This is a genomic window from Ruegeria sp. HKCCE3926, assembly GCF_017872515.1.
Classification (GTDB): Bacteria; Pseudomonadota; Alphaproteobacteria; order Rhodobacterales; family Rhodobacteraceae; genus Ruegeria.
Genome location: NZ_JAEDOU010000001.1, coordinates 672,808 through 695,525 on the forward strand (window position 1 = coordinate 672,808; position 22,718 = coordinate 695,525).

The following is a 22,718-nucleotide window of genomic DNA, read 5'->3' on the forward strand; positions in this document are numbered from 1 at the left end:
CGGATCCGTCCTTATGTCCCTCAATCACGTGCGCCCATGGCGCGACATCTATCGTCGTAAATCCCGTCAAATCATGGTCGGCAACGTCCCCGTCGGTGGCGATGCACCCATTGCCGTTCAAACCATGACCAACACGCTGACCACCGATGTGGCGGCGACCGTGGCGCAGGTACAGGCGGCGGCCGAGGCTGGCGCTGACATCGTTCGCGTTTCGGTTCCTGATGAGGCGTCGTCCAAGGCATTGAAAGAGATCGTGCGCGAAAGCCCGGTGCCCATCGTTGCGGATATTCATTTCCACTATCGGCGCGGGATCGAGGCCGCCGAAGCAGGCGCTGCCTGTCTGCGCATCAATCCCGGCAATATCGGAGACGAAACCCGTGTAAAAGAAGTCATCCAGGCGGCGCGCGACCACAACTGCTCGATCCGCATCGGCGTGAACGCGGGCAGCCTGGAAAAGCACCTGCTTGAGAAATATGGCGAGCCGTGCCCCAAAGCGATGGTCGAAAGCGGGCTGGAACATATCCGCATCCTACAGGACAATGATTTTCACGAGTTCAAGATCAGCGTAAAGGCCAGCGACGTGTTCCTGTCGGCCGCGGCCTATCAGGGCATTGCCGAGGCGACGGATGCCCCCATCCATCTGGGCATTACCGAGGCCGGAGGGCTGGTCAGCGGCACGATCAAATCGGCCATCGGGCTAGGCAACCTGCTGTGGATGGGGATTGGCGACACGATCCGCGTCAGCCTGTCTGCTGACCCGGTGGAGGAGGTCAAGGTCGGGTTTGAAATCCTCAAATCCCTTGGCCTGCGTCATCGGGGTGTCAATATCATCTCGTGCCCATCCTGCGCGCGACAGGGTTTTGATGTCATCAAAACCGTCGAGGCGCTGGAACATCGCCTTGAACACATCAAGACGCCGATGTCCCTGTCGATCATCGGCTGCGTGGTCAACGGCCCGGGCGAAGCGCTGATGACCGATGTTGGTTTCACCGGCGGCGGTGCAGGGTCCGGCATGGTCTATCTGGCCGGCAAAGCCAGCCACAAAATGTCGAACGACCAGATGATCGATCACATCGTGGAAGAGGTCGAGAAAAAGGCGGCTGAACTGGATTCGGCGGCTGAAGCGGCTGAATAGCCTGTTTCTTCACGACATTTAAAAACCGGGCATCTGTTGTGTAGCGCAATGGATGCCGCCACCCAGCTCTCCCAGCACATCCACGTCAATCGTCACGACTTCACGCCCGGGGTGGTGTTTTGCAAGCGTTTCCGACGCGATCCTGTCTGTTTCCGAGTCTCCGAACCGGGCCGCAATCACACCGCCATTGCAGACGTAGTAATTGGCATAAGAGGCCACGAAATCCAGGTTTTCGACCCGGCGGATATGCGGCTCGGGTATCACGTCCATGTCGATGCCCGCGGCAATGAGACGATCATGGGTGTCCAACGCGGCCATGTTGAAAGGGTCATATTTGTCCGGCTCATCCGGCAGGTTGATGATGCCGCGACCGGGGCCGGTAAAGCGGGCCAAACTGTCAATGTGATAGTCGGTGATATCTTCGCCCCAGACACCTTCGGACCAGATCATGCGTTTGGCCCCATAGGCCGCCAACAACCGGGCTTCGATCTCGTCCCGGGTGAGGCCGGGATTGCGGTTGTCATTCACCCACGAGCTTTCATGCGCCATTAGCGTCCCATGCCCATCCTGCTCGACGCCACCGGCTTCGCCGATCAGCCCGGTCGGCAACAGGGGCAGACCCAGCCTTTCGGCAACTCTGCCGGCAATTTTCGCATCATGTGCGTGAACCTGTTTTCCTCCCCACCCATTGAACTGGATCTGCTGGACCGCAAGCGCGCCACGGTCGTTGATCGCAAAGACCGGGCCTGCGTCCCGGCACCACAGATCTTCGGTCGGGACATCCCAGATCTCGACCGCCGCAGAAAGCCGTTTGCTGATATCTGCGTGATGTTCCGATCCGGCGAGCATTGTGACGAGTTCAAAAGCAGAGATCGTGTTTGCGATTTCCGCAATGGTCCCCTGTACCATTTCCAGAAAAACGGGATCGCGATAGACGGTTCGGCTGACCGGCCATTGCATGAAAGTGCGATGATGCCGGGCGTCTTCGGCCGGCACGTGGAAGCCGGTCGCGGGCTGCGCAATTGACTGGCCAGAGAAACCCGTCATACCCAAGGCTCCTCCGGCCACCAGAAATTCCCGCCGCTTCATGGCACGTTGCCGACAGATCCGGCCTTAGCCGCGTTCGGCACGTATACCGTTAACGATCTGCTGCATCTGATCGGCCGGCAAATAGCCACGCAGCATCTCTGTGCCCAACACAAACGAAGGTGTGCCCGAGATCTGCATCCGCTGGGCCAGAGCACGGGTGCGCGCAATCTCATCCGTGACGCGATCGCTGTCCATCGCCGCGATGATCTCGTCGCTGTTCAGCCCCAAACCGTCCGAGATGCGGCGTAGGGCAACTTCGCTTGGCTCGCCGGTGAATTCCAGCAGAGCATCATGGACCTGCTTGTATGCGTCGTCGCCCGCCACGTGTTTGGTGGCCACGGCAAAACGTGAGGACAGCACAGACGCATCACCCAGGATGGGGAATTCCTTGATCACAAGGCGGATGTTGCCGTCTTCTGCCAGCAGGCTGGTAACTTCGGGAACGGCACGGCGGCAATAGCCACACCGGTAGTCCATGAACTCGACCAGCGTGATGTCGCCATCCGGGTTGCCGCCAACCCAGCTGTACCCGTCATCAAACAGTTCATCCGCATTGGCGGCGACCAGTTCTTTGTCCGCCGCGGCTTCGGCGACGGCATTGCGCTCTTCCAGAATGTTGATGGCTTCGATGATCACTTCGGGGTTTTCCAGCAGGTATTCGCGCACCTGGGCACCAAATTCCGCCTTCTCGGCATCGTTCATCGCGTTCAAGTCCAGCGCCTGCGCCGAGGTCGCCGCCAAGGAAAGCCCCAGAAGGGCGGGTGCAGCATGTCTGAGGATCATTTCCGTTTCCTTTTGTCTTTGTCGAGTCGTTCCGATGCAATCAACACGTCTTGTGCCCTTTGCCAACCCGGTGAGCCTTCGGGCAGACGTGCCACGGCGCGTTTTGCGTGAATTCCGGCATCTTTCAACCGCCCTTGCAGCGCATAACGCTCTGCCGTCACGGTCGACGCCATACCATCATTGCCGACCTGAGCATAGGCAACACCCAGATCCTGCAACAGCCTGGCGTTCCGGTAGTCCCGGGCGCGGGCTTTTTCCAGCACGCTCAGGGCCTGTTTGGTTTGGCCCTGCGCCAGCAACGCCCGCCCGTAGCCAGCCAGGATCAGCGCATCGTTCGGAGCCATTTCAACAGCGTTGCCATACGCTTCAACAGCCGCGCCTATTTGCCTGTTTTCCAGCAGAATTTGCCCTTTCAGGTCATAATAGTAGGGGTCGTTCGGGCGCAGAGTCAGGGCCTTGTCGATGGCACGGCGCGCGCGATCCAAATCACGGTTCTGATGATAAGCCGAAGCCTCGCGCATCAGGCGGATGTCCTGGGCGGTTTCTTCTTTGGCGCGCCGTAATGTCCAACTGGGTGAGCGTAAAAAGGCCGACAATTTGCCTTTGACGCGGGCGAACCAGTAGTCGGCATTGGCATTCGGAACGGCCTTGTCGCCGAACTCATCCAGAAACGCTTCGGCGGCGCGCAACCGTTCACGACTGGTGGGATGCGACCGCATGTACGGGTCCTGATTGGCGACGCTCAGCAACTCCTGACCCGCGAATTTCCTGTGCAGATCAACCATGCCGCTGGGGGAAATCTGAGCCCATCGCAGATAGCTTGCAGCGCTTCGGTCGGCCGAGGCCTCTTCGGCGCGGGTATGGCCCAGAAAGCTGCGGATTGCGGCGCCTTGGGTGCCTGCGGCGATGCCAATGGCGGCTTCACCCCCTCCGGCCGCAGCCGCAAGCAGGGCCAAAGCGGTACCAAGGCCCGCATTGCGCCGCGCCGCCTTCAGGTTTTCGGCGCGGCGGGCCAGATGGCCATTCGCGATATGCGCGGCCTCATGCGCGATCACCGCTTGCAGCATTTCGGGGCTTTCGACCGTAAGGATCAGCCCGTAATTTAAATAGATGGCGTTGTAGTCGATGACGAATGCATTGAACGTGTTGTCATTGACCACAAGGATTTGAACCCGATTGGTGTTCAGGCCGGCGGCGCGCAGAACCGGAAAGGCCAGCTCGCGCAGGCCACGCTCGATATCGGGGTCGCGGATCAGGCTTTGCCCATGGGATTGCGCTGCCGCCGCCAGCCAGACACCAACCGACAGGATCAGAGCCGGGATTGACGTCAGCAGGGATACGCGTTCAAAAGCCATGGCTGCAACATGGGAGATGGGCATGAGAAACTCAACCCGGTCCGGGGTCGATCCCTTCATCGTGATGGACGTGATGGAAGCCGCGCGCCGTGCGGAAGAAGCGGGCCGCCATGTGATTCACATGGAGGTTGGCCAGCCCGGAACCGGCGCCCCCAAGGGCGCGACCGAGGCGCTGGCGAAGGCGATGGATCAAAGCCCGTTGGGCTATACGGTGTCTCTGGGCTTGCCTGCGCTGCGAAAGCGTGTCGCGCAGCTTTATGGTGAGTGGTACGACGTGGACCTGAACCCGGAGCGCGTGGTCATCACGCCCGGATCGTCCGGCGGGTTTCTGCTGGCTTTCACGGCATTGTTCGACAGCGGGGATCGCGTCGGAATCGGTGCGCCGGGGTATCCGTCTTATCGCCAGATTCTCAGGGCACTTGGATTGGTGCCGGTCGATCTGCCGACCGCGCCTGAAAACCGTCTGCAACCCGTGGCAGCGGATATTCAGGGAATGGGCCTGAAGGGGCTGATGGTGGCGTCTCCGGCGAATCCTACCGGCACGATGCTGGATCACGCCGCCATGGGGTCGCTGATCGAAGCCGCACACGGGCAGGGGGCATCCTTCATCAGCGACGAAATCTATCATGGTCTGGAATACGAGGCCAAGGCCGTGACCGCACTGGAACTGACGGATGAGTGCTATGTGATCAACTCGTTTTCCAAGTATTTTTCGATGACCGGTTGGCGCGTGGGCTGGATGGTCGTGCCCGAGGATCAGGTGCGCGTTGTCGAGCGGATAGCCCAGAACATGTTCATTTGCGCGCCGCACGCCAGTCAGGTTGCCGCACTGGCCGCGATGGATTGCGAGGACGAGCTGCAAGCCAATCTGGACGTGTACCGCCGAAACCGCGCCCTGATGCTGGACGGGCTGCCCAAGGCGGGCTTTACGAAAATCGCGCCTCCGGACGGGGCTTTCTATGTCTATGCCGACGTGTCTGACCTGACCGATGACAGCCGCGCATTTGCGGCCGAGATTCTGGACAAGGCCGGTGTCGCGGTCACGCCGGGTCTGGATTTCGATCCGCAACGCGGCCATACGACGTTGCGTTTTTCCTATGCGCGTTCGACGGCCGACATTCAGGACGGGCTGGAACGGTTGCGCTTGTTCATGACCCAGCGGAAGGTGATCGGGGAACCTGCCTGAGCCGTTCACAAATCAGCCCTTGTGGTATAGGCTGCCCGGCAAACGATCTCGGGAAAACTTGAGGCCATGAGCAGGATCTTCATTTGCATCGCCCTGATCTGGGCGTTGTACGGCAGTGCCGTCGCGCAGGATTTCAGCGCGCTGGCACGCGTTCAGCCCGACCAGAGCCGCATCACGGATGTGGGGCGAACCGGCGTTCGCGTGGATATCGGCCTGAGCCAGGGGGTGCCGTACCGGATCTTCACCTTGCAGGATCCGTACCGGATGGTTCTGGACTTCAACGAAGTGGACTGGACCGGGCTGAACCGAACGGATTTCCTGCAATCCGAACGCGTCAGCGGCGTGCAATTCGGGGCCTATGTTCCGGGTTGGTCGCGGTTGGTGTTGGAACTGGGCGCTCCGATGGCCGTAGACACTGCCGAGTTGACGGTTGCCGAGGATTCGGGGGCGGCTCTGCTGTCTCTGAACCTCAAGGGCACGGATTTTGATACGTTCAACGCAACCGCAGGTGCGCCGCGCAACCCGGGATGGGACTTGCCGGAGCGGGCTGATGTGCCGCAGGCATCGGCGCGCTCGGCAGACAGGCCGTTGCGCGTAATGCTCGATCCGGGGCATGGCGGGATCGATCCGGGTGCCGAAATCGATGGCGTTGATGAAAAAAACCTGATGCTGACCTTTGCCCGCGAACTGCGCGAAGTTCTCTTGCGATCAGAAGGTTATGAGGTGGTCCTGACCCGCGTTGACGACCAGTTCGTCTCGTTGGAGCGCCGGATTGCCCTGGCGCATCGGGCTGGCGCGGATCTGTTCATTTCGTTGCATGCGGATTCCCTGTCGGAAGGTCAGGCCCACGGGGCTGCCGTCTATACCTTGTCTGCCGATGCTTCGGATGTGGCCAGTTCAAAACTGGCCGAGCGGCATGATCGTGGGGATTTGATCTCGGGTATCGATCTGAATGGTGCCGATGATCAGGTGGCCGATGTTCTACTTGATCTGGCGCGCCAGGAAACGATGCCGCGGACCAGGTCACTGGCCAGCGCGATTGCCAACGGGATGGCCCAGCAAGGCGGGCCGATGAACCGCAAACCGCTGCGGACCGCTTCGTTCTCGGTTCTCAAGGCGGCGGATATTCCGTCTGTTTTGGTCGAACTTGGATTTCTGTCCAGCCCCAGAGATCGGGAAAACCTAAGGGATTCGAAGTGGCGGGCGAAAATGGCCTTGGGGATCTTTCAGGGGATCGAAGACTGGCGTCAGCAGGATGTGATCCGCAAATCCCTGATTGGCCAGTGACCTTGCGACGCAAAACGGCTAGAATACGCTTGGTGTTTTGACCCTTGGGCGGTGCAACACTATATAGGCACCACCGCGAGAAAAAGGCAGTAACGTGATCCGGTTCATTCTTTCGTTTTTCGGGGCGATCTTCAGTATCGTTACCTTGGGTATTTTCATGGTCGCACTGGTGATCGGTGCGGTGTTCTGGATGTATGGCCGGGACCTGCCCAGCCACGAATCCCTGGCCCAGTACAAGCCCCCGACGATCAGCCGGATCTATTCGGGCGAAGGCCAGTTGATCGACGAATTCGCGCAGGAACGCCGCCTGTTCACGCCGTCCGCGGAAATTCCCGATCTGGTGAAGCAGGCGTTTATTTCGGCGGAAGACAAGAATTTCTATACCCATCAGGGGTACGACCCACGCGGCATTGTCGCGGCAGGTGTCGAAGCTGTGCGCACCAAAGGCGGGACCGTGCGGGGGGCGTCGACCATTACGCAGCAGGTGATGAAGAACTTCCTGTTGTCGGGCGACCGCCGGGCAGAACGCAAGATCAAGGAAATCATCCTCGCCACACGGCTCGAGGATACCCTGGACAAGGAGCAGATCCTTGAACTGTACCTGAACGAGATCTTTCTGGGTCAGAACTCGTACGGTGTGACGGCCGCCGCGCAGACCTATTTCAACAAGACCTTGCAGGAACTTGCCCCGCACGAGGCCGCGATGCTGGCCGCGATGCCCAAGGCGCCGTCGGATTACCACCCGGTCCGGGAAAAGGAACGCCTGCTGGCCCGCCGAAACTATGTGCTGCGCGAGATGTACCAGAACGGTTACATCGATCAGGCGACCTATGAGTCCGAGGTCGAGATGCCGCTGCGCTCGGTTCAGAACGGCGATTTCGAAAGCTTCCGCACCGCATTGCCGCCGCGAGACTACTTCACCGATGAAATCCGACGTCAACTGAGCGAGGACTTTGGTGAAGGTGAGTTCTTTACCGGCGGCTTCACGGTTCGTGCGTCGGTGGACGAGGAAATGCAGGTCGAGGCCGCAAAGGCCCTGCGCACGGCGTTGCAAAAATATGACCGGTCGCGCGGGAAATGGCGTGGCACAGGCGAAGTGATCCCGGAAGAAAAACTGGCGGATGAGGCGCAGTGGCGACAGGCGCTGTCGCTTCTGGAAATTCCGCGTGATGTGGTGCTGCCGACCCGCTGGTATCCCGCCGTGGTTCTGAATGTCTCGGATCAGCAACTTACCGTCGGGATCGAAGACGGCCCTGCGAATGGCACCATTCCGCGGTCCGATATCAAGTGGATGCAGGGTGATTTTGCGGCGAACTTCAAACGCGGTGATGTGATCCTTGTTGTCGAGGGCGAAGAGGGGCAGTGGTCTGCCCGTCAGGTGCCCGAAGTTCAGGGCGCCTTTGTGGCGATGGATGTGAACTCGGGCCGCGTTCTGGCGATGCAGGGCGGGTTTTCTTATCAGGACACCGTTTTCAACCGCGCCACGCAGGCACAGCGCCAGCCGGGATCCAGCTTCAAACCCTTTGTCTATGCCGCTGCGCTGGACAGCGGATACAGCCCCGCAACTATCGTTGTGGACGCACCGATCGAGGTGAACACGCCACAGGGCTTGTGGCGGCCCAAGAACTCGTCGAACAAGTTCTACGGGCCGACGCCTTTGCGCACCGGGATCGAGCAGTCGCGGAACCTGATGACCATCCGTCTGGCGCAGGAAGTTACAATGCCCGTCGTTGCCGGCTATGCGGAGCGGTTCGGTGTCTATGACCGGATGGGCGCGTTTTTGGCCAACTCGCTGGGGGCCGAGGAAACCACGCTCTACAAGATGGTCGCGGCATATGCGATGTTCGCCAACGGCGGCCAGCGTGTGGAGCCGACTCTGGTCGACCGCATTCAGGACCGGTTCGGCAAGACCATCTATCGCCACGATGACCGTCAGTGTCTGGACTGTAACTCGACCTGGCTGGAACCGGATGAATCGCCGACCCTTGTCACAGACCGCGCGCAGGTCATGGATGCGATCACCGCCTATCAGCTGACATCGATGATGAAGGGTGTGGTCGACCGCGGGACGGCATCCAGAGTTGTGAATCTGCCCGTGCCAACAGCAGGCAAGACCGGAACCACCAACGAATCCAAGGATGCGTGGTTCATCGGCTTTACGTCGAACATCGTGGCGGGTTGCTACATCGGCTATGATCGACCGCGCCCGATGGGGCGGGGGGCTTATGGTGGTACCTTGTGCGGCCCGGTGTTCCAAAGCTTCATGGAAAAAGCCGTCGAAAAGTATGGCGGCGGGCCATTCAAGGTTCCAGAAGGTGGTCACTTTATCAAAATCGACCGTTTCAGCGGCGCCCGCCTGCCGGATGACGCCACCGGTGACTATGTCGTGGCCGAATTCTTCCGCGACGGTGTCGATGGGTTCATCGACCGTGTTTATGATGGTGGTTTTGCGATTGGCTCCGACCTGCCCTTGTTCGAGGAAGCGCAGCGCGCAGGTGTGCAGGTTCAAACCTCCACCGGTCAAACCATCACGGTCGGCCCCAAGGCTACGCAAGGCGATCTGAGTACCGGCGGTCTTTACTGATCGGTCGCGTCCAGAAAAAGGCGCAAAAGGTCGGCTTCCGGGTCGTTTTCGATGGCACCGCCGGATCGCCAGCAGATGGACAAGGCGCATTTGGCGGTTGCCCATTGGGCCAGCCGTTTTTCTGAAACCTTCATGGCTTCGGAATAGAGCGACAGGCAGGTTTCGATCTGCCGGGGATTGCGCACCAAATCGGTCATGCCTTTTGGGTGCCGCAGTGCATTTGCCAGCTCAAAGGCCGGATCACCTGCATATCCTTTGGCATCGAAAACCCGCGGGCCATTGTGGGTTAGAATAATGTTGTCCGGGTGAAGATCCCCGTGCAGGGGCACCGGAGTGGGCTGTCTCGGTAACCAGTTCCGGCTGATGCAATTCCCATCGGTCCAGAAACTCTTTGAATGGGCCTTGCATTCACGCCCAGCCCGTCTTGTGGTGCCTCGCACCTCTTGCTATCACGCAGGCCTGATTGAGCAAGTTGGGACAAGACCATGCGCGCCGAAACCCAGAACACTGTGGCGGAAATCGAAAAGTCGCTGGAGCTGCTGGCGCAGCGCATGGACTATGAGACCGCGCCGCATCGCCTTGAGGAATTCAATGCGCGCGTCGAAGATCCCAACCTGTGGGACAATCCCGAAAAGGCGCAGAAACTGATGCGCGAACGGCAGATGCTGGTCGACGCGATCGAAACCTACGAGTCCATCAAAACCGATCTCAGCGACAATATCGAGCTGATTGAGCTGGGCGAGATGGAGGAAGACCAAGAAGTCGTTCAGGATGCCGAAGCCGCGATCAGGACGCTAAAAACCAAGGCCGCGAAGAAAGAGCTTGAGGCGTTGCTGGACGGTGAGGCCGACAGCAACGACACCTTCCTCGAAATCAATTCGGGCGCGGGCGGAACCGAAAGCTGTGACTGGGCGTCGATGTTGGCGCGGATGTACGTGCGCTGGGCCGAAAAAAAAGGCTATACGGTCGAGCTTCAGTCCGAAACCCCGGGCGAAGAGGCAGGGATCAAATCCGCTGCGTACAAGATTTCGGGGCACAACGCTTATGGCTGGCTGAAATCCGAAAGCGGCGTGCACCGGCTGGTGCGGATTTCGCCTTTTGACTCGGCGGCCAAGCGGCACACCTCGTTCTGTTCGGTCTGGGTCTATCCCGTGGTCGACGACAATATCGAGATCGAGGTGAACCCCGCCGATATCCGCATCGACACCTACCGGTCATCGGGTGCCGGTGGTCAGCACGTGAACACCACGGACTCGGCTGTTCGGATCACGCACATCCCGACCGGGATTGTTGTAACCAGCTCGGAAAAGTCGCAGCACCAGAACCGCGATATTGCCATGAAAGCCCTGAAATCGCGCCTGTACCAGCAGGAACTGGACCGCCGGAACGCCGACATCAACGCGGCACATGAGGCCAAGGGTGATGCGGGCTGGGGCAACCAGATCCGGTCATATGTTTTGCAGCCCTACCAGATGGTCAAAGACCTGCGGACAAATTACGAGACCTCGGATACCAAGGGTGTTCTGGACGGCGATCTGGACGGCTTCATGGCGGCCACACTGGCCATGAACGTGGCGGGCAAGAGCCGCTCCGAGGCCCAGGGCGACAGCTGAGGTGAAGCGTAACAGCCCTTTCCTGAACGTTCTGAAAGGGCATTGGCAGCTTATCCTCATCACGGCCCTGGTGTTTCTGCTTTGGAATACACCGGTTGCGGTTCCACTGAAGATACTGGTCGTCTTTCTGCATGAGTTGTCTCATGCGGTGACGATCCTGATGACGGGCGGCTCGGTCGAGAGCTTTTCGATCTCACCACAACAGGGCGGCGTTGTCGTCGGCCGGGGCGGCAATCGCTTCCTCAGCCTGTCTGCCGGGTATCTTGGTTCCCTCGCGCTGGGCATGGCCCTTTTGATCCTTGCCTTGCGAACACGGGCCGACCGCGCCGTTCTGGCGGGTTTTGGCGGCGTCATGTGTCTGGTGGCGGTGCTGTATATCCGCGACCCGTTCGCCCTTGTTTTCAGCATCGGAACCGGGGCTGCGATGATTGCTGCGGCGTGGTATCTGCGCCCGGATGTAAGCGATCTGGTGCTGCGCGTGATCGGATTGACCAGCATGATCTATGTCCCTTTCGACATCTTCGATGACACGATCCGACGGTCCGGCGCGCGGTCGGATGCATTCATGCTGGCCGAGGAATTCGGTGGCTCTGCCATGTTGTGGGGCGGGATCTGGCTGGTGCTCAGCTGCATCGTGATCGTTCTTTGCCTGCGCTACTGGCTTGGGGCTGACAGCAACCTGCATTTTAGCAGATCAGCGCGCTGACATTGCCGTCTGAGACTTCACTGAAAAGATACATTTAAACAGTGGGTTTAAATGATCCGAGCTGCCCGCTAGGCTGCCGGAAACGACAATGGATTGGCGCGTCATGGACCTGACCCGGATATCGGCTACAGACCTTTTGAAACAGTTGGCCAACCGGCAGGTTTCAGCCTCGGACGTGATGCAGGCCACGCTGGATCGCATCGCCAAGGTCAATGGTGATGTGAATGCCATCGTCGCATTAAGGGATTCAGATGGTTTGATGGCCGAGGCGAAGGCCTGTGACGACGGCCCGATCACCGGCCCGCTGCACGGTCTTCCAATCGCAGTCAAGGATCTTGTGAACGTGGCGGGTGTCGTCTCGTCGCAAGGATCACCTGTTTTTCAAGACCACGTGCCAGCCAGCGACGATCTGATCGCCGCGCGGATGCGGCAAGCCGGTGCCATCCTGATCGGAAAGACCAATACGCCGGAATTTGGGCTGGGATCGCACACGTTCAATCCGGTCTATGGGGCAACGTGCAACCCTTATGATGCCAATCGTACCTGCGGTGGCTCATCCGGCGGGGCGGCGGTTGCCTTGGCGACGGGCATGGTTGCTTTGGCCGATGGCTCAGACATGATGGGCAGCTTGCGCAACCCTGCTGCCTGGAACAACGTTTATGGCTTTCGGCCAAGCTGGGGCAGGGTGCCTTCCGATCCCGTGGGGGACAGCTTTTTGCATCAGTTGTCGACACTGGGCCCCATGGCGCGCTGCCCCGAAGATCTGGGTGTTCTGCTTGATGTCATCTCGGGTCCGGACCCGCGCTTGCCGCTGGCCGTTGAAAGTGCGCCGGTGTCGCCAGTGACCGCCGCAGAGCTGCAAGGGCTGCGGATCGGGTGGCTTGGCGACTGGGGCGGCGCTTTTCCGACCGATCCCGGTATTCTTGACATCTGCAAAGACGCGATGGGCGTGTTCGAAACGCGTGGCGCGCGGGTTGAGGACATCGCCCCGCCTTTCGATGCCGAAAAACTCTGGATCAGCTGGATCACCTTGCGGTCGTTCAGCGTGGCCGCCGGGCTGGAACCCTTGGCATCGCAAAAGGAAGACTTGAAAGACACGGCACAATGGGAACTGGATCGGGGTCTGGCACTGAGTGCAATGGAGGTGCACCACGCCAGTGTCATCCGCTCGGAATGGTTCCGCTGCGCAGCGAAGCTGTTCGAACAGTTTGACGCGTTGGTTCTGCCGTCTGCTCAGATCTGGCCGTTTTCGGTTGATTTGTCTTACCCGACAGAGATCGCGGGCCGGGCCATGGATACCTATCACCGATGGATGCATGTCACGATACCGGTCAGCCTGATCGGCCTGCCATGCCTTGCTGCGACCGCGGGGTTTGGCACGCAGGGGCTGCCGATGGGGTTTCAATTGTTCGGGCCCAAAGGATCGGACCGGAAACTGTTGTCAGTCGGAGCGGCTTACCACGCCGAAACCAATTGGCCAAACAAGAGGCCGGCGATGCCATAACGCCGGTCAGGGAGGAGGAAGACAACATGGAAAAACCCTTTGGTGTTCCGGATATGCGACCGGTCGATACCGCCATGCTGCGTACTGCATTGCAGCGCGCCTGGGCCGACTTTCGCCGCGCACCGCTGTTCGGCCTGATTTTTGCGGGGTTTTACGTACTTTCCGGGTGGGCGATGGCGTGGGTGACAATTCAAACCGGAACAACCTTCTGGCTGGTGCTGGCGGCCATCGGGTTTCCGCTGATCGGTCCGTTCGCCGCTGTTGGTCTGTACGAGGTATCGCACAGGCTGGAACAAGGAGAGCCGCTCGATTTTGGCGCGATCTTCGGGGTCGTGATGCAGCAAAGCCGCAGACAATTGCCCTCGATCTGCGCGATCATAGTTGTCGTGTTTCTTTTCTGGTTTTTTCTGGGGCACATGATCTTTGCCCTGTTCATGGGGTTGGCGACGATGACCAACGTGTCGACCTCGCTTGAGGTGTTTCTGACATTGAATGGCCTGACAATGCTGGCCGTCGGCACGGCCGTCGGGGCGGTTTTTGCAACCATTCTGTACATGATCACCGTTCTGTCGATCCCTCTGCTGCTGGACCGCGAGCTGGATTTTGTAACGGCCATGATCACCAGCTTTACCTACGTGTCAGAGAACTTTCCGGTGATGCTGGCCTGGGGTGCCTTCATCGCGGTGCTGACATTTCTGGCGATGGTGCCCTGGTTTCTGGGGTTGCTGGTGGTTCTGCCGTTGCTGGGACATGCCAGTTGGCATCTTTACCGGCAGATCACGCAGAACGATGAAGAGGAAACACCAACCTGAGACGGAAGGTTACAGGTTCTGAGCCACGTTGTTCGTCGACAAGCGCGCAGCAGCAAAAATGGCCGTCGAGTCGTGCCCAAGGTATTTCAGCACAACGGGTTCGGGCGTTGTCGCATTTGTCGGGCTGATGACCGACCCACGCCAATGAACTGCCGTTCCCGTAGGGTCCGGAGAGATCAGATAGACCCGGCTGTTCTGACCTTCCCGCTGGGAGGTCAGCATATAGACAGTGTCACCGCTTGAGGCTGCTATCCCCTGTATTTCCCGCGCTTTCGGTGTTGCCTCGGGCATTGCCGCGCGCGACACGTAGCCACGGATCAACGTACATTGGGCCAAGGGTCGGGCGTGCAGCAGGGTCATCCGGTGTTCAGCCGAAAGGCTTTCGATTACCGCGTAGAACCCGGGTGAAAACGGGGATTTCTCGATCGCATCCGCACCAGAACCCAAAAACTCTGTCAGGGCCGGAGTTGCGGGGTGTTCTTCGATCTTTTCGATCTCGTCCAGCGGTTTCAGAAGAATGCGGGCATCCACATCGAAGAACCGGCATATACGGTCCAGCACATCCGGTCTGGGAACGCTTTCACCGGAAAGATATCTGTTGAACTGGGTACGGTTTACGCCAAGTTGGCGGCACAGCGCCGAGACCGAGCGATATCGCTTTGCCAATTGCCGAAGGTTCGCACCAAACATTGCGCGAATCTCGGCTGGACTACGAATATCGTCAGTCATGGGTGTCCACGTCTTGCTAAGTTTCCGGAAGAAACCGACAACGCACCGACGCCGAAGCCCGGTGCATATTCAAAAATCGTACAGAATGACCCCAAGCAACGTATCCCCACGTCGCGTTGCGGCGACAAGGCTAACGTTCTCATGTGTAAAGGCAATAGGCTTTATCTGAAAATGCCTGATCTTTTTCCGGAAAAGCCGACCCTATGGCAATTTTAGCGCATTCAGATCGCCAGAGTTGAATTGCAAATCGCCGGCCACCTTAAAAAGTGTTCCCGCCTTGGCTGCAAGACAAGTGCCAAGGCGGGACAGGTTGGTCAATCGCCGCGCAGCAGGGCCGCCACGCCGGTACGCGCGATTTCCATCAGGCCCAGCGGGCGCATCAGGTCAGCAAAAGCGTCGATCTTGTCGGGCGCACCGGTGATTTCGAAGATGAAGGAGTTCAGGGTGCTGTCAACCACATTGGCGCGGAAGATATCGGCCAGACGCAGGGCTTCGACCCGCTTGTCGCCTTCGCCGACGACTTTGATAATGGCCAGTTCGCGTTCAACCGAAGGACCTTCGACCGTCAGGTCATGCACGTCATGGACAGTCACGATCCGGCCCAGCTGCGCCTTGATCTGTTCGATCACCTGCGGTGTGCCTGTGGTGACAATGGTGATGCGGCTCAGGTGTCCTGTGTGATCTACCTCGGCTACGGTAAGGCTTTCGATGTTATAGCCGCGCCCCGAGAACAGTCCGATCACACGGGCCAGGACACCGGGCTCGTTCTCGACCAGCACGGCAATGGTATGGCGTTCCTGCACGTCCGAGAAGGTAGGTCGTAGGTTGTAGGCCGAATGGCGGGTAGCGCCTTTTTTGATATGTAGGGCAGACATTTATGTCCCTTTCATCATCCTTGACAGGTTGAGCGCAGCGCGGCGCTCAACCAAATCCGTCGAATTTTGTTAAACCAGAACCGAGCCTTTGCTGTCGATCACGCCCTGCGTTTCCGCCTCGCCCAACAGCATCTCGTTATGGGCTTTGCCCGACGGGATCATGGGGAAGCAGTTTTCGTGCTTTTCCACCAGACAGTCAAAGATCACCGGACCGTCATAGTTGATCATTTCCATGATCGCGTCGTCCAGATCGGCGGGGTCGGAACACAGGATACCTTTGGCGCCGAACGCCTCGGCGAGTTTCACGAAATCGGGCAGGGCTTCGGACCAGCTGTGCGAATACCGCTCGCCATGCAGCAGTTCCTGCCACTGGCGGACCATGCCAAGGCGTTCGTTGTTCAGGATGAACTGCTTGACCGGCAGGCGGTACTGAACGGCGGTGCCCATTTCCTGCATGTTCATCAGCCATGATGCTTCACCGGCGACGTTGATCACCAGCGCGTCCGGATGTGCCATCTGCACACCGATGGAGGCGGGGAAGCCATAGCCCATCGTGCCCAACCCGCCCGATGTCATCCAGCGGTTGGGGTCTTCGAACCCAAGGTACTGCGCCGCCCACATCTGATGCTGACCCACCTCGGTGGTGATGTAGCGATCATGCTTTTTTGTCAGTTCTTCAAGCCGTTGCAGAGCGTATTGCGGTTTGATCGACTTTTCGCTGTTGGTGAAGGCCAGGCAGTTGATCTTGCGCCATTCGGCGATCTGCGCCTGCCATTTCTTGACGGCTGCCGCATCCGTCTTGCGCCCGCGTGACTTCCACACCTTCAGAATGTCTTCCAGTACATGCGCCACGTCGCCGACAATCGGGATGTCAACGCGGATGACCTTGTTGATCGAAGACGGATCAATGTCGATATGGGCTTTCTTCGACTTTGGAGAGAACGCGTCGATGCGCCCCGTGATCCGGTCGTCGAACCGTGCACCGATGTTGATCATCAGGTCACAGCCATGCATCGCAAGGTTCGCCTCGTAAAGGCCGTGCATCCCCAGCATACCCAACCAGTTTTCGCCCGATGCCGGATAGGCACCCAGACCCATCAGGGTAGATGTGATCGGGAAGCCGGTGGAATCCACCAATTCGCGCAGCAACTGGCTGGCTGCGGGGCCAGAGTTGATGACGCCACCACCCGTATAGAAAACCGGCTTCTTGGCTTTTTCAATGGCTGCAACAAGCTCGTTGATTTCCTCCAAATCGCCTTTCAGCACAGGCTGGTAGTGCGAGGTCGAAGGTTTCGGACTGTTGTATTCACCCGTGGCAAACTGAACATCCTTGGGAATGTCGATCAGTACCGGTCCGGGACGGCCCGACTTGGCCACATGGAAAGCCTCGTGCAACGTTTCGGCCAGCGAATTCGTGTCCTTTACCAGCCAGTTATGTTTGGTGCAGGGGCGGGTGATACCAACGGTGTCGGCCTCTTGAAAGGCATCCGATCCGATCATGAAGGTCGGGACTTGCCCGGTCAGAACAACGATGGGGATCGAATCCAGCAACGCATCGGTCAGACCGGTGACTGCATTGGTGGCACCGGGGCCGGACGTGACAAGCGCAACGCCCGGTTTTCCCGTCGATCGGGCATAACCTTCGGCCGCGTGGATCGCGCCCTGTTCGTGACGCACCAGAATGTGGCGAATGTCGTTTTGCAGAAAGATCTCATCATAGATCGGTAGCACGGCGCCACCGGGGTATCCGAATACCGTGTCCACGCCCTGATCCTTGAGGGCCTGAACCACCATCTTTGCGCCGGTCATCTCACGTGTCATCTGCTTTGCTCCGTTCGCGACATGTGTCTTGCGTTCGACAAAAAAAAGCCCCCGATTTTTCGGAGGCGCATGGGTTCGATTATGGTTTACCGTTACCGGCCCATGCGCGTGGTTCCTACGATTACGACTAGCGTTCTCATCGCCAGAGGCTCCTTTTTGCTTGGGGGCGACATTATGGTCGGGGGGAAGGGGCGTCAACAGACAATTGCACCAATTTTCTATCTCAGCGGCGGTATTTTGCGACATTTTATTGCGCAGATTGCCGCATGTCGGGAATTTCCGGGAATTCGACGTGAAAATTGGCCGTTTTGTGTGCGGATAAGGCGGTCTGAAAGCGTCAGGCCGATGTCCGAAACGGGCATGATCATTACTTTTTTCTGCGCCACGCTGAACGTGCAGGGGGCAAAACCCGGAGGCTTGAAATGTTGCAGGACCTGGTTGATCTTGGCCGCTATCCAATCGATCGTCCGGATTCACCGGCTTATGATCAGCTGATCGAGGATTTGAGACGCGAGTTGGAACAGGATGGATGTGCTATTCTGCCGGGTTTCGTGCACGAGGCAGGGGTCAAACTTCTGGTGCAAGAAGCCGAGGGGGTGGCGCCCAAGGCGCACCGGTCCTTCAACAGAACCAACGCCTATTTCACGAAGGACGACCCAAGGCTTGGCATCGCCCATCCGATCCGCCGGTTCTATGATCGTTCGAACGCCTTTGTTCCGGCCGACAATCTTGCGAAATCCGGCCCGCTGCGGCGCATTTACGAGTTCGACGGCTTTCTTCCCTTTGTCCGCGATGCCCTGAATGAACCCGAAGACCGCTTTTTTCGCTACGATGACCCATTGGCGGACGTGATCATCAATGTCGTGGAAGAAGGGCAGGGCTTTCCCTGGCATTTCGACACCAACAACTACACCGTGACGCTGGCCATCCAGAACGGTGAGACGGGCGGCGCGTTCGAGTACGCGCCCAATCTGCGGACGGCGGAAAATGAAAACTTTGATCTGGTAGCCTCGGTTCTCGATGGGAACATGGGGCGGGTTCGCCGACTGGAACTGCAGCCGGGGGATTTGCAGATCTTCAAGGGCCGGTATTCACTGCACCGGGTTGCTCCGGTCAGCGGCATGTGCCGTCGTTATGTCGGCATATTTTCCTTTGTCGAGGCTGAAGGCATGTGTGGCGGTGTGGAACGGACGCAGCAATTGTATGGCCGCGTTTTGCCGCATCACTACAAGCGCGCGGGGCTGCGAAAGGATCAATTGCTGGATTGAGTGGTCAACCTCGGTACAATGCATCTGTTTCCTGTCCGGAGAGTCAGATGCCCAAGATTTTGCAGCTTACACCATTTGTGTTGTGCTCGTCCCTGAAGGACCAGATCGACTTCTATTGTGATCGCCTTGGGTTCACCTGTGGGTTCACGCAAGACAATTATGCCTTTTTGAAACGTGGTCCTGTTGCGATCCGCCTTTTGGAGTGCCCGCCGCGGGATGACGGCAAGCCATTGGGTGATGAACACTCCTTCTATATCGATGTTGAAGATATTGATGGGCTTTATGACAGCCTGCGTGACCGATTGGCCGATCTGCCCGAAGGCCGTGTCAGGCCGCCGTTCAATCAGCCCTATAATCAGCGTGAATTCCACGTTCTGGACGAAGACGGGACACTGGTTTTTTTCGGAGAAGGTCTTTGACCCGGCGGGTACCGCTCCCGCCCATCGTCAACACGCCTGCGGCGTGTATCCTCTGGTTGGGCCGGGCAGCGCTGCGCGCTGCGGGCGCGTGCAGATCAGAATCCGACGCCGGTCCCTTGCAGTACGCCATGTTCCAAAGCGTAGCGTGTCAGCCCGGCGGTTGAGGATATGCCGAGTTTGCGCTTTATATTCTTGCGGTGCGTTTCGACCGTCCGCACGGAAATATCCAGCGTTTGCGCAACTTCCTTGTTGGATTTGCCCTGCGCCAGTTCAAGCAGAATGGTCTGTTCACGTCCGGTCAGCGCTTCGCGCACGTTGTCGCCCTTGGGCTTGAGCGATCCGCTGGCGCCGGTGCACAGATACCGTTCACCCCGCATCACCGCATCAATGGCCTGCTTGATCTCTTCAGTGGGAACGTCCTTGAGCACGTAACCTTTGGCACCGTGGCTGAGCGCGGTCGAGATATATTCCGGGCTGTCATGCATCGACAGGATCAGGATGCGCGTTTCCGGCAATCGTTCCAGGATGATTTCCGTGGCGCTGAGACCGCCGAGGCCGGGCATGTTCAGATCCATCAGGATCACATCCGGGGCAAGGTCAACAGCCTGATCCACTGCCGCCTGTCCGCTGCCAAGCGTACCGACAACTTGGATCTCATCATAGCTTTCGAGGATGGACTGGATGCCCTCGGCCACCATTGGATGGTCGTCGACGATAAGAACTCGGATGCTTTCGGCGCTCATGTGCCGGCCTTTCGGTTCGGAGTTGCGTCTTCCTGCGGCGGCAGAAGGTGGCTCAGCGGCAGACTGACTTCGATGACAGTGCCGCCACGCGGTCCGCGTGATGACAGAATGCGCAGGGACCCGTCAAGCTGTTCGATGCGTTCTTGCATGTTGCGCAACCCGATCCCGGTGCTGGGGGTGCTGGGATCGGTCCGCATGCCCCGGCCATTGTCCGTGATCCGCATGGTTGCACCTTTCTTGTGCCCGCGCAGGTCTATCGTAACATGCGTGGCGCCAGAGTGGCGCTCGATATTGGTCAGCGCCTCTTGCGCGATGCGATACAGGGCAATCTTGCTGTCCTGATCCAGCCGGTTGCGGAACACCACGGTCGAGAATTCCGTCTCGATCCCGGTGCGGTCCCGGAAATCGTCGGTCAGAGCTTTCAGCGCTGGCCCAAGACCCAGATCGTCCAGCACGCCGGGACGCAGGTCGCGACTGATGCGGCGGACCTCGGTGATGGCGGTGCCAAGATGGTCAATCCCTTTGTCCAGCGGATCGCGTGCGCCCGCGTCATCGCCGCGGGACAGGCGGCGCCGCGCGTTGTCCAGCGCATAGCGTACACCGACCAGTATCTGGCTGATGCCGTCATGCAGTTCGCGGGCAACGCGGCCACGTTCCTCTTCCTGGGCATCGAAGACGCGCTGGGTCAGTTCCTTCAGCTTGGCGTCTGCAAGTCTGCGCTCGCGGATGTTCAGCAACATGCCGGATGCAAAGACGATGAGCACCGCCGCCACAACGATCGCGCCGATATACATGAAGGTGCGCTGAACGCGGGCCTCGACCTCGGCCCTGGCGTTGGCGACCGTTGCAACGATGTCGTCGATGAAGACCCCGGTTCCCACGACCCAGCGCCAGTCCTGAAGCCCGACGACATAGGCGATCATCTGTGCTTCCTCTCCGGTCGAGGGCTTTTGCCACATGAAGCTGTGCCAACCGGCCCCCTGGCGGGCGAGGCGGATAAACTCGTCAACGATCGGAGTGCCGTCGCTGTCCGTCAGCCCTTCCCAGTTTCGGTTGATGAACTGCGTCTGGCGGGGGCTGACCAGGTTGTTGCCGTCATAATCGTAGACAAAGAAGAACCCATCCTGGCCATAGATCATTGCCGACAGGATTTGGGACACGAGGTTTTTCGCGACCTCATCATCAGGCTCGGCCCGGCCGTAGATATAGGCGAACCCGTTGCGCGCCTGTGTTACGTAGTTGCGCAACTCTTCCTTCTTGGCTTCGACCAGGCTGCGTTCCAGCGCTTCGATCTCACGCTCGGCGGTCGCGCGGGCCTCGTATGCCACAAGCACGGCAATTGCCGCCACGGCCACGACCAGCGGGATTGCCGCAACCAGTGACAATTTCTGCGCATAGGTCAGCGAGACCAGATGTCGGAGTCTTTGCATGGACGAATCGATACGCAAGCGGCGGCGAAAATGCAAAAAGATTGGGCTTTGTCCGGCAAATACGATGATGATCATCTTAACTGCTGGGCTTCACCGCCCGATTTCTGGTCGAAAAAAGCAAAGAAATCGATTCTCTACGCAGTAGTAGGTATTCCCTTTCACTTCGGCCACATTAGGCTGACGCGCACTGAATGCGACAGGTCCGGTTCTGCCGGACCGTGACTATGAAGGGGAGGAACACTCATATGGATCGTCGTTCATTTCTGAAAAAATCCGCGCTGGGCGGTTCGGCTGCTGCTGCAACTGCTCTGGCAGCACCGGCTTATGCGCAGGGACAGCGTACTCTGACCATGGTGACCTCGTGGGGTCGTGGTCTGGCGGGCGTGTTTGACAGCGCGCAGCGTTGTGCCGACAGCATCAACGCCATGTCGGATGGCAGCCTGAATGTTGAAATCAAGGCAGCGGGCGAGCTGGTTGGCGCCTTCGAAGTATTTGACGCGGTGTCGTCGGGTCAGGCCGACATGTACCATGCCGCTGACTATTACTTTGTGGGTCAGCACCCGGGTTATGCGTTCTTCACGGCCGTTCCTTTCGGCATGACGGCGCAGGAACTGGTGAACTGGTACTATCATGACGGCGGTATGGAGCTGCATGACGAGCTGGGCGAAATCTTTGGCCTGAAGTCCTTCCTGGCCGGCAACACCGGTGCGCAGGCGGGTGGCTGGTACTCGAAAGAGATCAACAGCCCCGAAGACTTCAACGGTCTGAAGTTCCGTATGCCGGGTCTGGGCGGCAAGGCACTGGGTAAACTGGGCGCATCGGTCCAGAACATTCCGGGCTCGGAAGTGTATCAGGCGCTGTCGTCCGGCGCGATCGACGGTACCGAGTGGATCGGTCCATGGGCCGACGAAAAGGCCGGCTTCCAGGAAATCACCAAGACCTACTACACTGCGGGCTTCCACGAGCCGGGCGCAGGTCTGTCGCTGGCAACCAACCGCGACGTGTTCAATGAACTGACCCCGGCACAGCAGAAGATCATCGAGATCGCTGCCGCCGAAGCGCACCAGTGGAACCTGGCACAGTTCCTGGCCAACAACGGCGCAGCGCTGCAGCGTCTGCAGGCGGGTGGCGTCAAGGTCCTGGAATTCCCGGACAGTGTCTGGGACGCGTTTGGTCAGGCCAGCCAGGAAGTTCTGGACGAGAACATGGGCGATGAGCTGTTCAAGAAGATCCACGACAGCGCGATGACGTCGATGGCAGCATCGTCTGCTTGGAACAACCTGTCATCGGGTGTTTACACCGCTCAGCGCGACCGTGTTCGCGGCTAAGCCATTCTGATCCAAGAAAAACCGGTTCCCCCGCGGCGCGGGGGAGCCTTT

At 59.0% G+C, this 22,718-nt stretch carries 20 protein-coding genes; 11 read left to right on the forward strand and 9 right to left on the reverse strand.

Annotated features, from left to right (window positions below; all coding sequences use genetic code 11):
- Nucleotides 1-13: 13 nt before the first annotated feature.
- Nucleotides 14-1,135, forward strand: coding sequence for a flavodoxin-dependent (E)-4-hydroxy-3-methylbut-2-enyl-diphosphate synthase (gene ispG, locus I9184_RS03420; RefSeq protein WP_209832805.1), 1,122 nt, complete (start codon nucleotides 14-16; stop codon nucleotides 1,133-1,135).
- 18 nt (nucleotides 1,136-1,153) lie between these two features.
- On the opposite strand, the gene I9184_RS03425 is transcribed toward ispG, so the two are convergent.
- The 3 genes from I9184_RS03425 to I9184_RS03435 form a co-directional block, all read right to left on the reverse strand.
- A complete protein-coding gene (locus I9184_RS03425) occupies nucleotides 1,154-2,182 on the reverse strand; it encodes an agmatine deiminase family protein (RefSeq protein ID WP_245217966.1) in 1,029 nt (342 codons plus the stop codon).
- A 66-nt stretch (nucleotides 2,183-2,248) separates the two neighbouring features.
- Complete coding sequence (locus I9184_RS03430; protein ID WP_171631767.1) at nucleotides 2,249-3,007, reverse strand: DsbA family protein; 759 nt, start codon at nucleotides 3,005-3,007, stop codon at nucleotides 2,249-2,251.
- The gene (locus tag I9184_RS03435; protein ID WP_171631770.1) at nucleotides 3,004-4,386 is read right to left on the reverse strand and encodes a M48 family metalloprotease; all 1,383 of its coding nucleotides are present in this window, start codon (nucleotides 4,384-4,386) and stop codon (nucleotides 3,004-3,006) included. Before I9184_RS03435 ends, I9184_RS03430 begins: the two co-directional genes overlap by 4 nt.
- Between I9184_RS03435 and I9184_RS03440 the strand changes: the two genes are divergently transcribed.
- The 3 genes from I9184_RS03440 to I9184_RS03450 all read left to right on the forward strand — a co-directional run bounded on the left by I9184_RS03440 (nucleotide 4,385) and on the right by I9184_RS03450 (nucleotide 9,419).
- The gene (locus I9184_RS03440) at nucleotides 4,385-5,548 is read left to right on the forward strand and encodes an aminotransferase class I/II-fold pyridoxal phosphate-dependent enzyme (RefSeq protein ID WP_171631774.1); all 1,164 of its coding nucleotides are present in this window, start codon (nucleotides 4,385-4,387) and stop codon (nucleotides 5,546-5,548) included. The two genes, I9184_RS03435 and I9184_RS03440, sit on opposite strands and share 2 nt — an antisense overlap.
- A gap of 66 nt (nucleotides 5,549-5,614) precedes the next feature.
- Nucleotides 5,615-6,835, forward strand: a complete 1,221-nt coding sequence (locus tag I9184_RS03445) for an N-acetylmuramoyl-L-alanine amidase (protein ID WP_209832809.1) — start codon at nucleotides 5,615-5,617, stop codon at nucleotides 6,833-6,835.
- A gap of 94 nt (nucleotides 6,836-6,929) precedes the next feature.
- Complete coding sequence (locus I9184_RS03450; protein ID WP_209832811.1) at nucleotides 6,930-9,419, forward strand: PBP1A family penicillin-binding protein; 2,490 nt, start codon at nucleotides 6,930-6,932, stop codon at nucleotides 9,417-9,419.
- Here the strand turns inward: I9184_RS03450 and I9184_RS03455 are convergent.
- On the reverse strand, nucleotides 9,413-9,859 hold the full coding sequence (locus I9184_RS03455) for an aminoglycoside phosphotransferase family protein (protein WP_209832813.1): 447 nt from the start codon (nucleotides 9,857-9,859) through the stop codon (nucleotides 9,413-9,415). The genes I9184_RS03450 and I9184_RS03455 overlap by 7 nt on opposite strands.
- 45 nt (nucleotides 9,860-9,904) lie before the next feature.
- Here I9184_RS03455 and prfB point away from each other — a divergent pair, with 45 nt between their 5' ends.
- The 4 genes from prfB to I9184_RS03475 all read left to right on the forward strand — a co-directional run bounded on the left by prfB (nucleotide 9,905) and on the right by I9184_RS03475 (nucleotide 14,054).
- Entirely contained in the window at nucleotides 9,905-11,032 is a 1,128-nt protein-coding gene (gene prfB / locus I9184_RS03460; RefSeq protein WP_209832815.1) for a peptide chain release factor 2, read from the forward strand.
- Nucleotide 11,033: 1 nt separating this feature from the next.
- Complete coding sequence (locus tag I9184_RS03465; protein ID WP_348539502.1) at nucleotides 11,034-11,738, forward strand: M50 family metallopeptidase; 705 nt, start codon at nucleotides 11,034-11,036, stop codon at nucleotides 11,736-11,738.
- A 103-nt stretch (nucleotides 11,739-11,841) separates the two neighbouring features.
- Nucleotides 11,842-13,242 (forward strand): amidase, encoded by a 1,401-nt coding sequence (locus tag I9184_RS03470; RefSeq protein ID WP_209833699.1) that lies wholly within the window; start codon nucleotides 11,842-11,844, stop codon nucleotides 13,240-13,242.
- Nucleotides 13,243-13,268: 26 nt separating this feature from the next.
- Complete coding sequence (locus tag I9184_RS03475) at nucleotides 13,269-14,054, forward strand: DUF2189 domain-containing protein (protein ID WP_209832817.1); 786 nt, start codon at nucleotides 13,269-13,271, stop codon at nucleotides 14,052-14,054.
- A 9-nt stretch (nucleotides 14,055-14,063) separates the two neighbouring features.
- Here I9184_RS03475 and I9184_RS03480 read toward each other — a convergent pair whose 3' ends face one another.
- The 3 genes from I9184_RS03480 to I9184_RS03490 form a co-directional block, all read right to left on the reverse strand.
- Nucleotides 14,064-14,783, reverse strand: a complete 720-nt coding sequence (locus I9184_RS03480) for a helix-turn-helix transcriptional regulator (protein ID WP_171631791.1) — start codon at nucleotides 14,781-14,783, stop codon at nucleotides 14,064-14,066.
- 314 nt (nucleotides 14,784-15,097) lie between these two features.
- Nucleotides 15,098-15,658, reverse strand: coding sequence for an acetolactate synthase small subunit (gene ilvN / locus I9184_RS03485; protein WP_171631799.1), 561 nt, complete (start codon nucleotides 15,656-15,658; stop codon nucleotides 15,098-15,100).
- Between the two features lie 69 nt (nucleotides 15,659-15,727).
- Nucleotides 15,728-17,479: an acetolactate synthase 3 large subunit gene (locus I9184_RS03490; RefSeq protein ID WP_171631802.1), complete on the reverse strand. Its 1,752-nt coding sequence runs from the start codon at nucleotides 17,477-17,479 to the stop codon at nucleotides 15,728-15,730.
- A gap of 422 nt (nucleotides 17,480-17,901) precedes the next feature.
- On the opposite strand from I9184_RS03490, the gene I9184_RS03495 reads away from it, so the two are divergent.
- Together I9184_RS03495 and I9184_RS03500 are read left to right on the forward strand one after the other, a co-directional pair.
- Nucleotides 17,902-18,747 carry a hypothetical protein gene (locus tag I9184_RS03495; protein ID WP_209832819.1) on the forward strand — a complete coding sequence of 282 codons (846 nt, stop codon included), beginning with the start codon at nucleotides 17,902-17,904 and terminating at the stop codon, nucleotides 18,745-18,747.
- 47 nt (nucleotides 18,748-18,794) lie between these two features.
- Nucleotides 18,795-19,166 carry a VOC family protein gene (locus I9184_RS03500; RefSeq protein WP_152458269.1) on the forward strand — a complete coding sequence of 124 codons (372 nt, stop codon included), beginning with the start codon at nucleotides 18,795-18,797 and terminating at the stop codon, nucleotides 19,164-19,166.
- A gap of 95 nt (nucleotides 19,167-19,261) precedes the next feature.
- Here the strand turns inward: I9184_RS03500 and I9184_RS03505 are convergent, their stop codons facing one another.
- Both I9184_RS03505 and I9184_RS03510 read right to left on the reverse strand, forming a co-directional pair.
- The gene (locus I9184_RS03505) at nucleotides 19,262-19,909 is read right to left on the reverse strand and encodes a response regulator transcription factor (protein ID WP_171631808.1); all 648 of its coding nucleotides are present in this window, start codon (nucleotides 19,907-19,909) and stop codon (nucleotides 19,262-19,264) included.
- Nucleotides 19,906-21,339: a cache domain-containing protein gene (locus tag I9184_RS03510; RefSeq protein ID WP_152458267.1), complete on the reverse strand. Its 1,434-nt coding sequence runs from the start codon at nucleotides 21,337-21,339 to the stop codon at nucleotides 19,906-19,908. The genes I9184_RS03505 and I9184_RS03510 overlap by 4 nt, the downstream gene beginning before the upstream one ends.
- Nucleotides 21,340-21,584: 245 nt before the next feature.
- Here I9184_RS03510 and dctP point away from each other — a divergent pair, with 245 nt between their 5' ends.
- On the forward strand, nucleotides 21,585-22,667 hold the full coding sequence (gene dctP / locus I9184_RS03515) for a TRAP transporter substrate-binding protein DctP (RefSeq protein ID WP_117868673.1): 1,083 nt from the start codon (nucleotides 21,585-21,587) through the stop codon (nucleotides 22,665-22,667).
- Nucleotides 22,668-22,718: the final 51 nt, after the last annotated feature.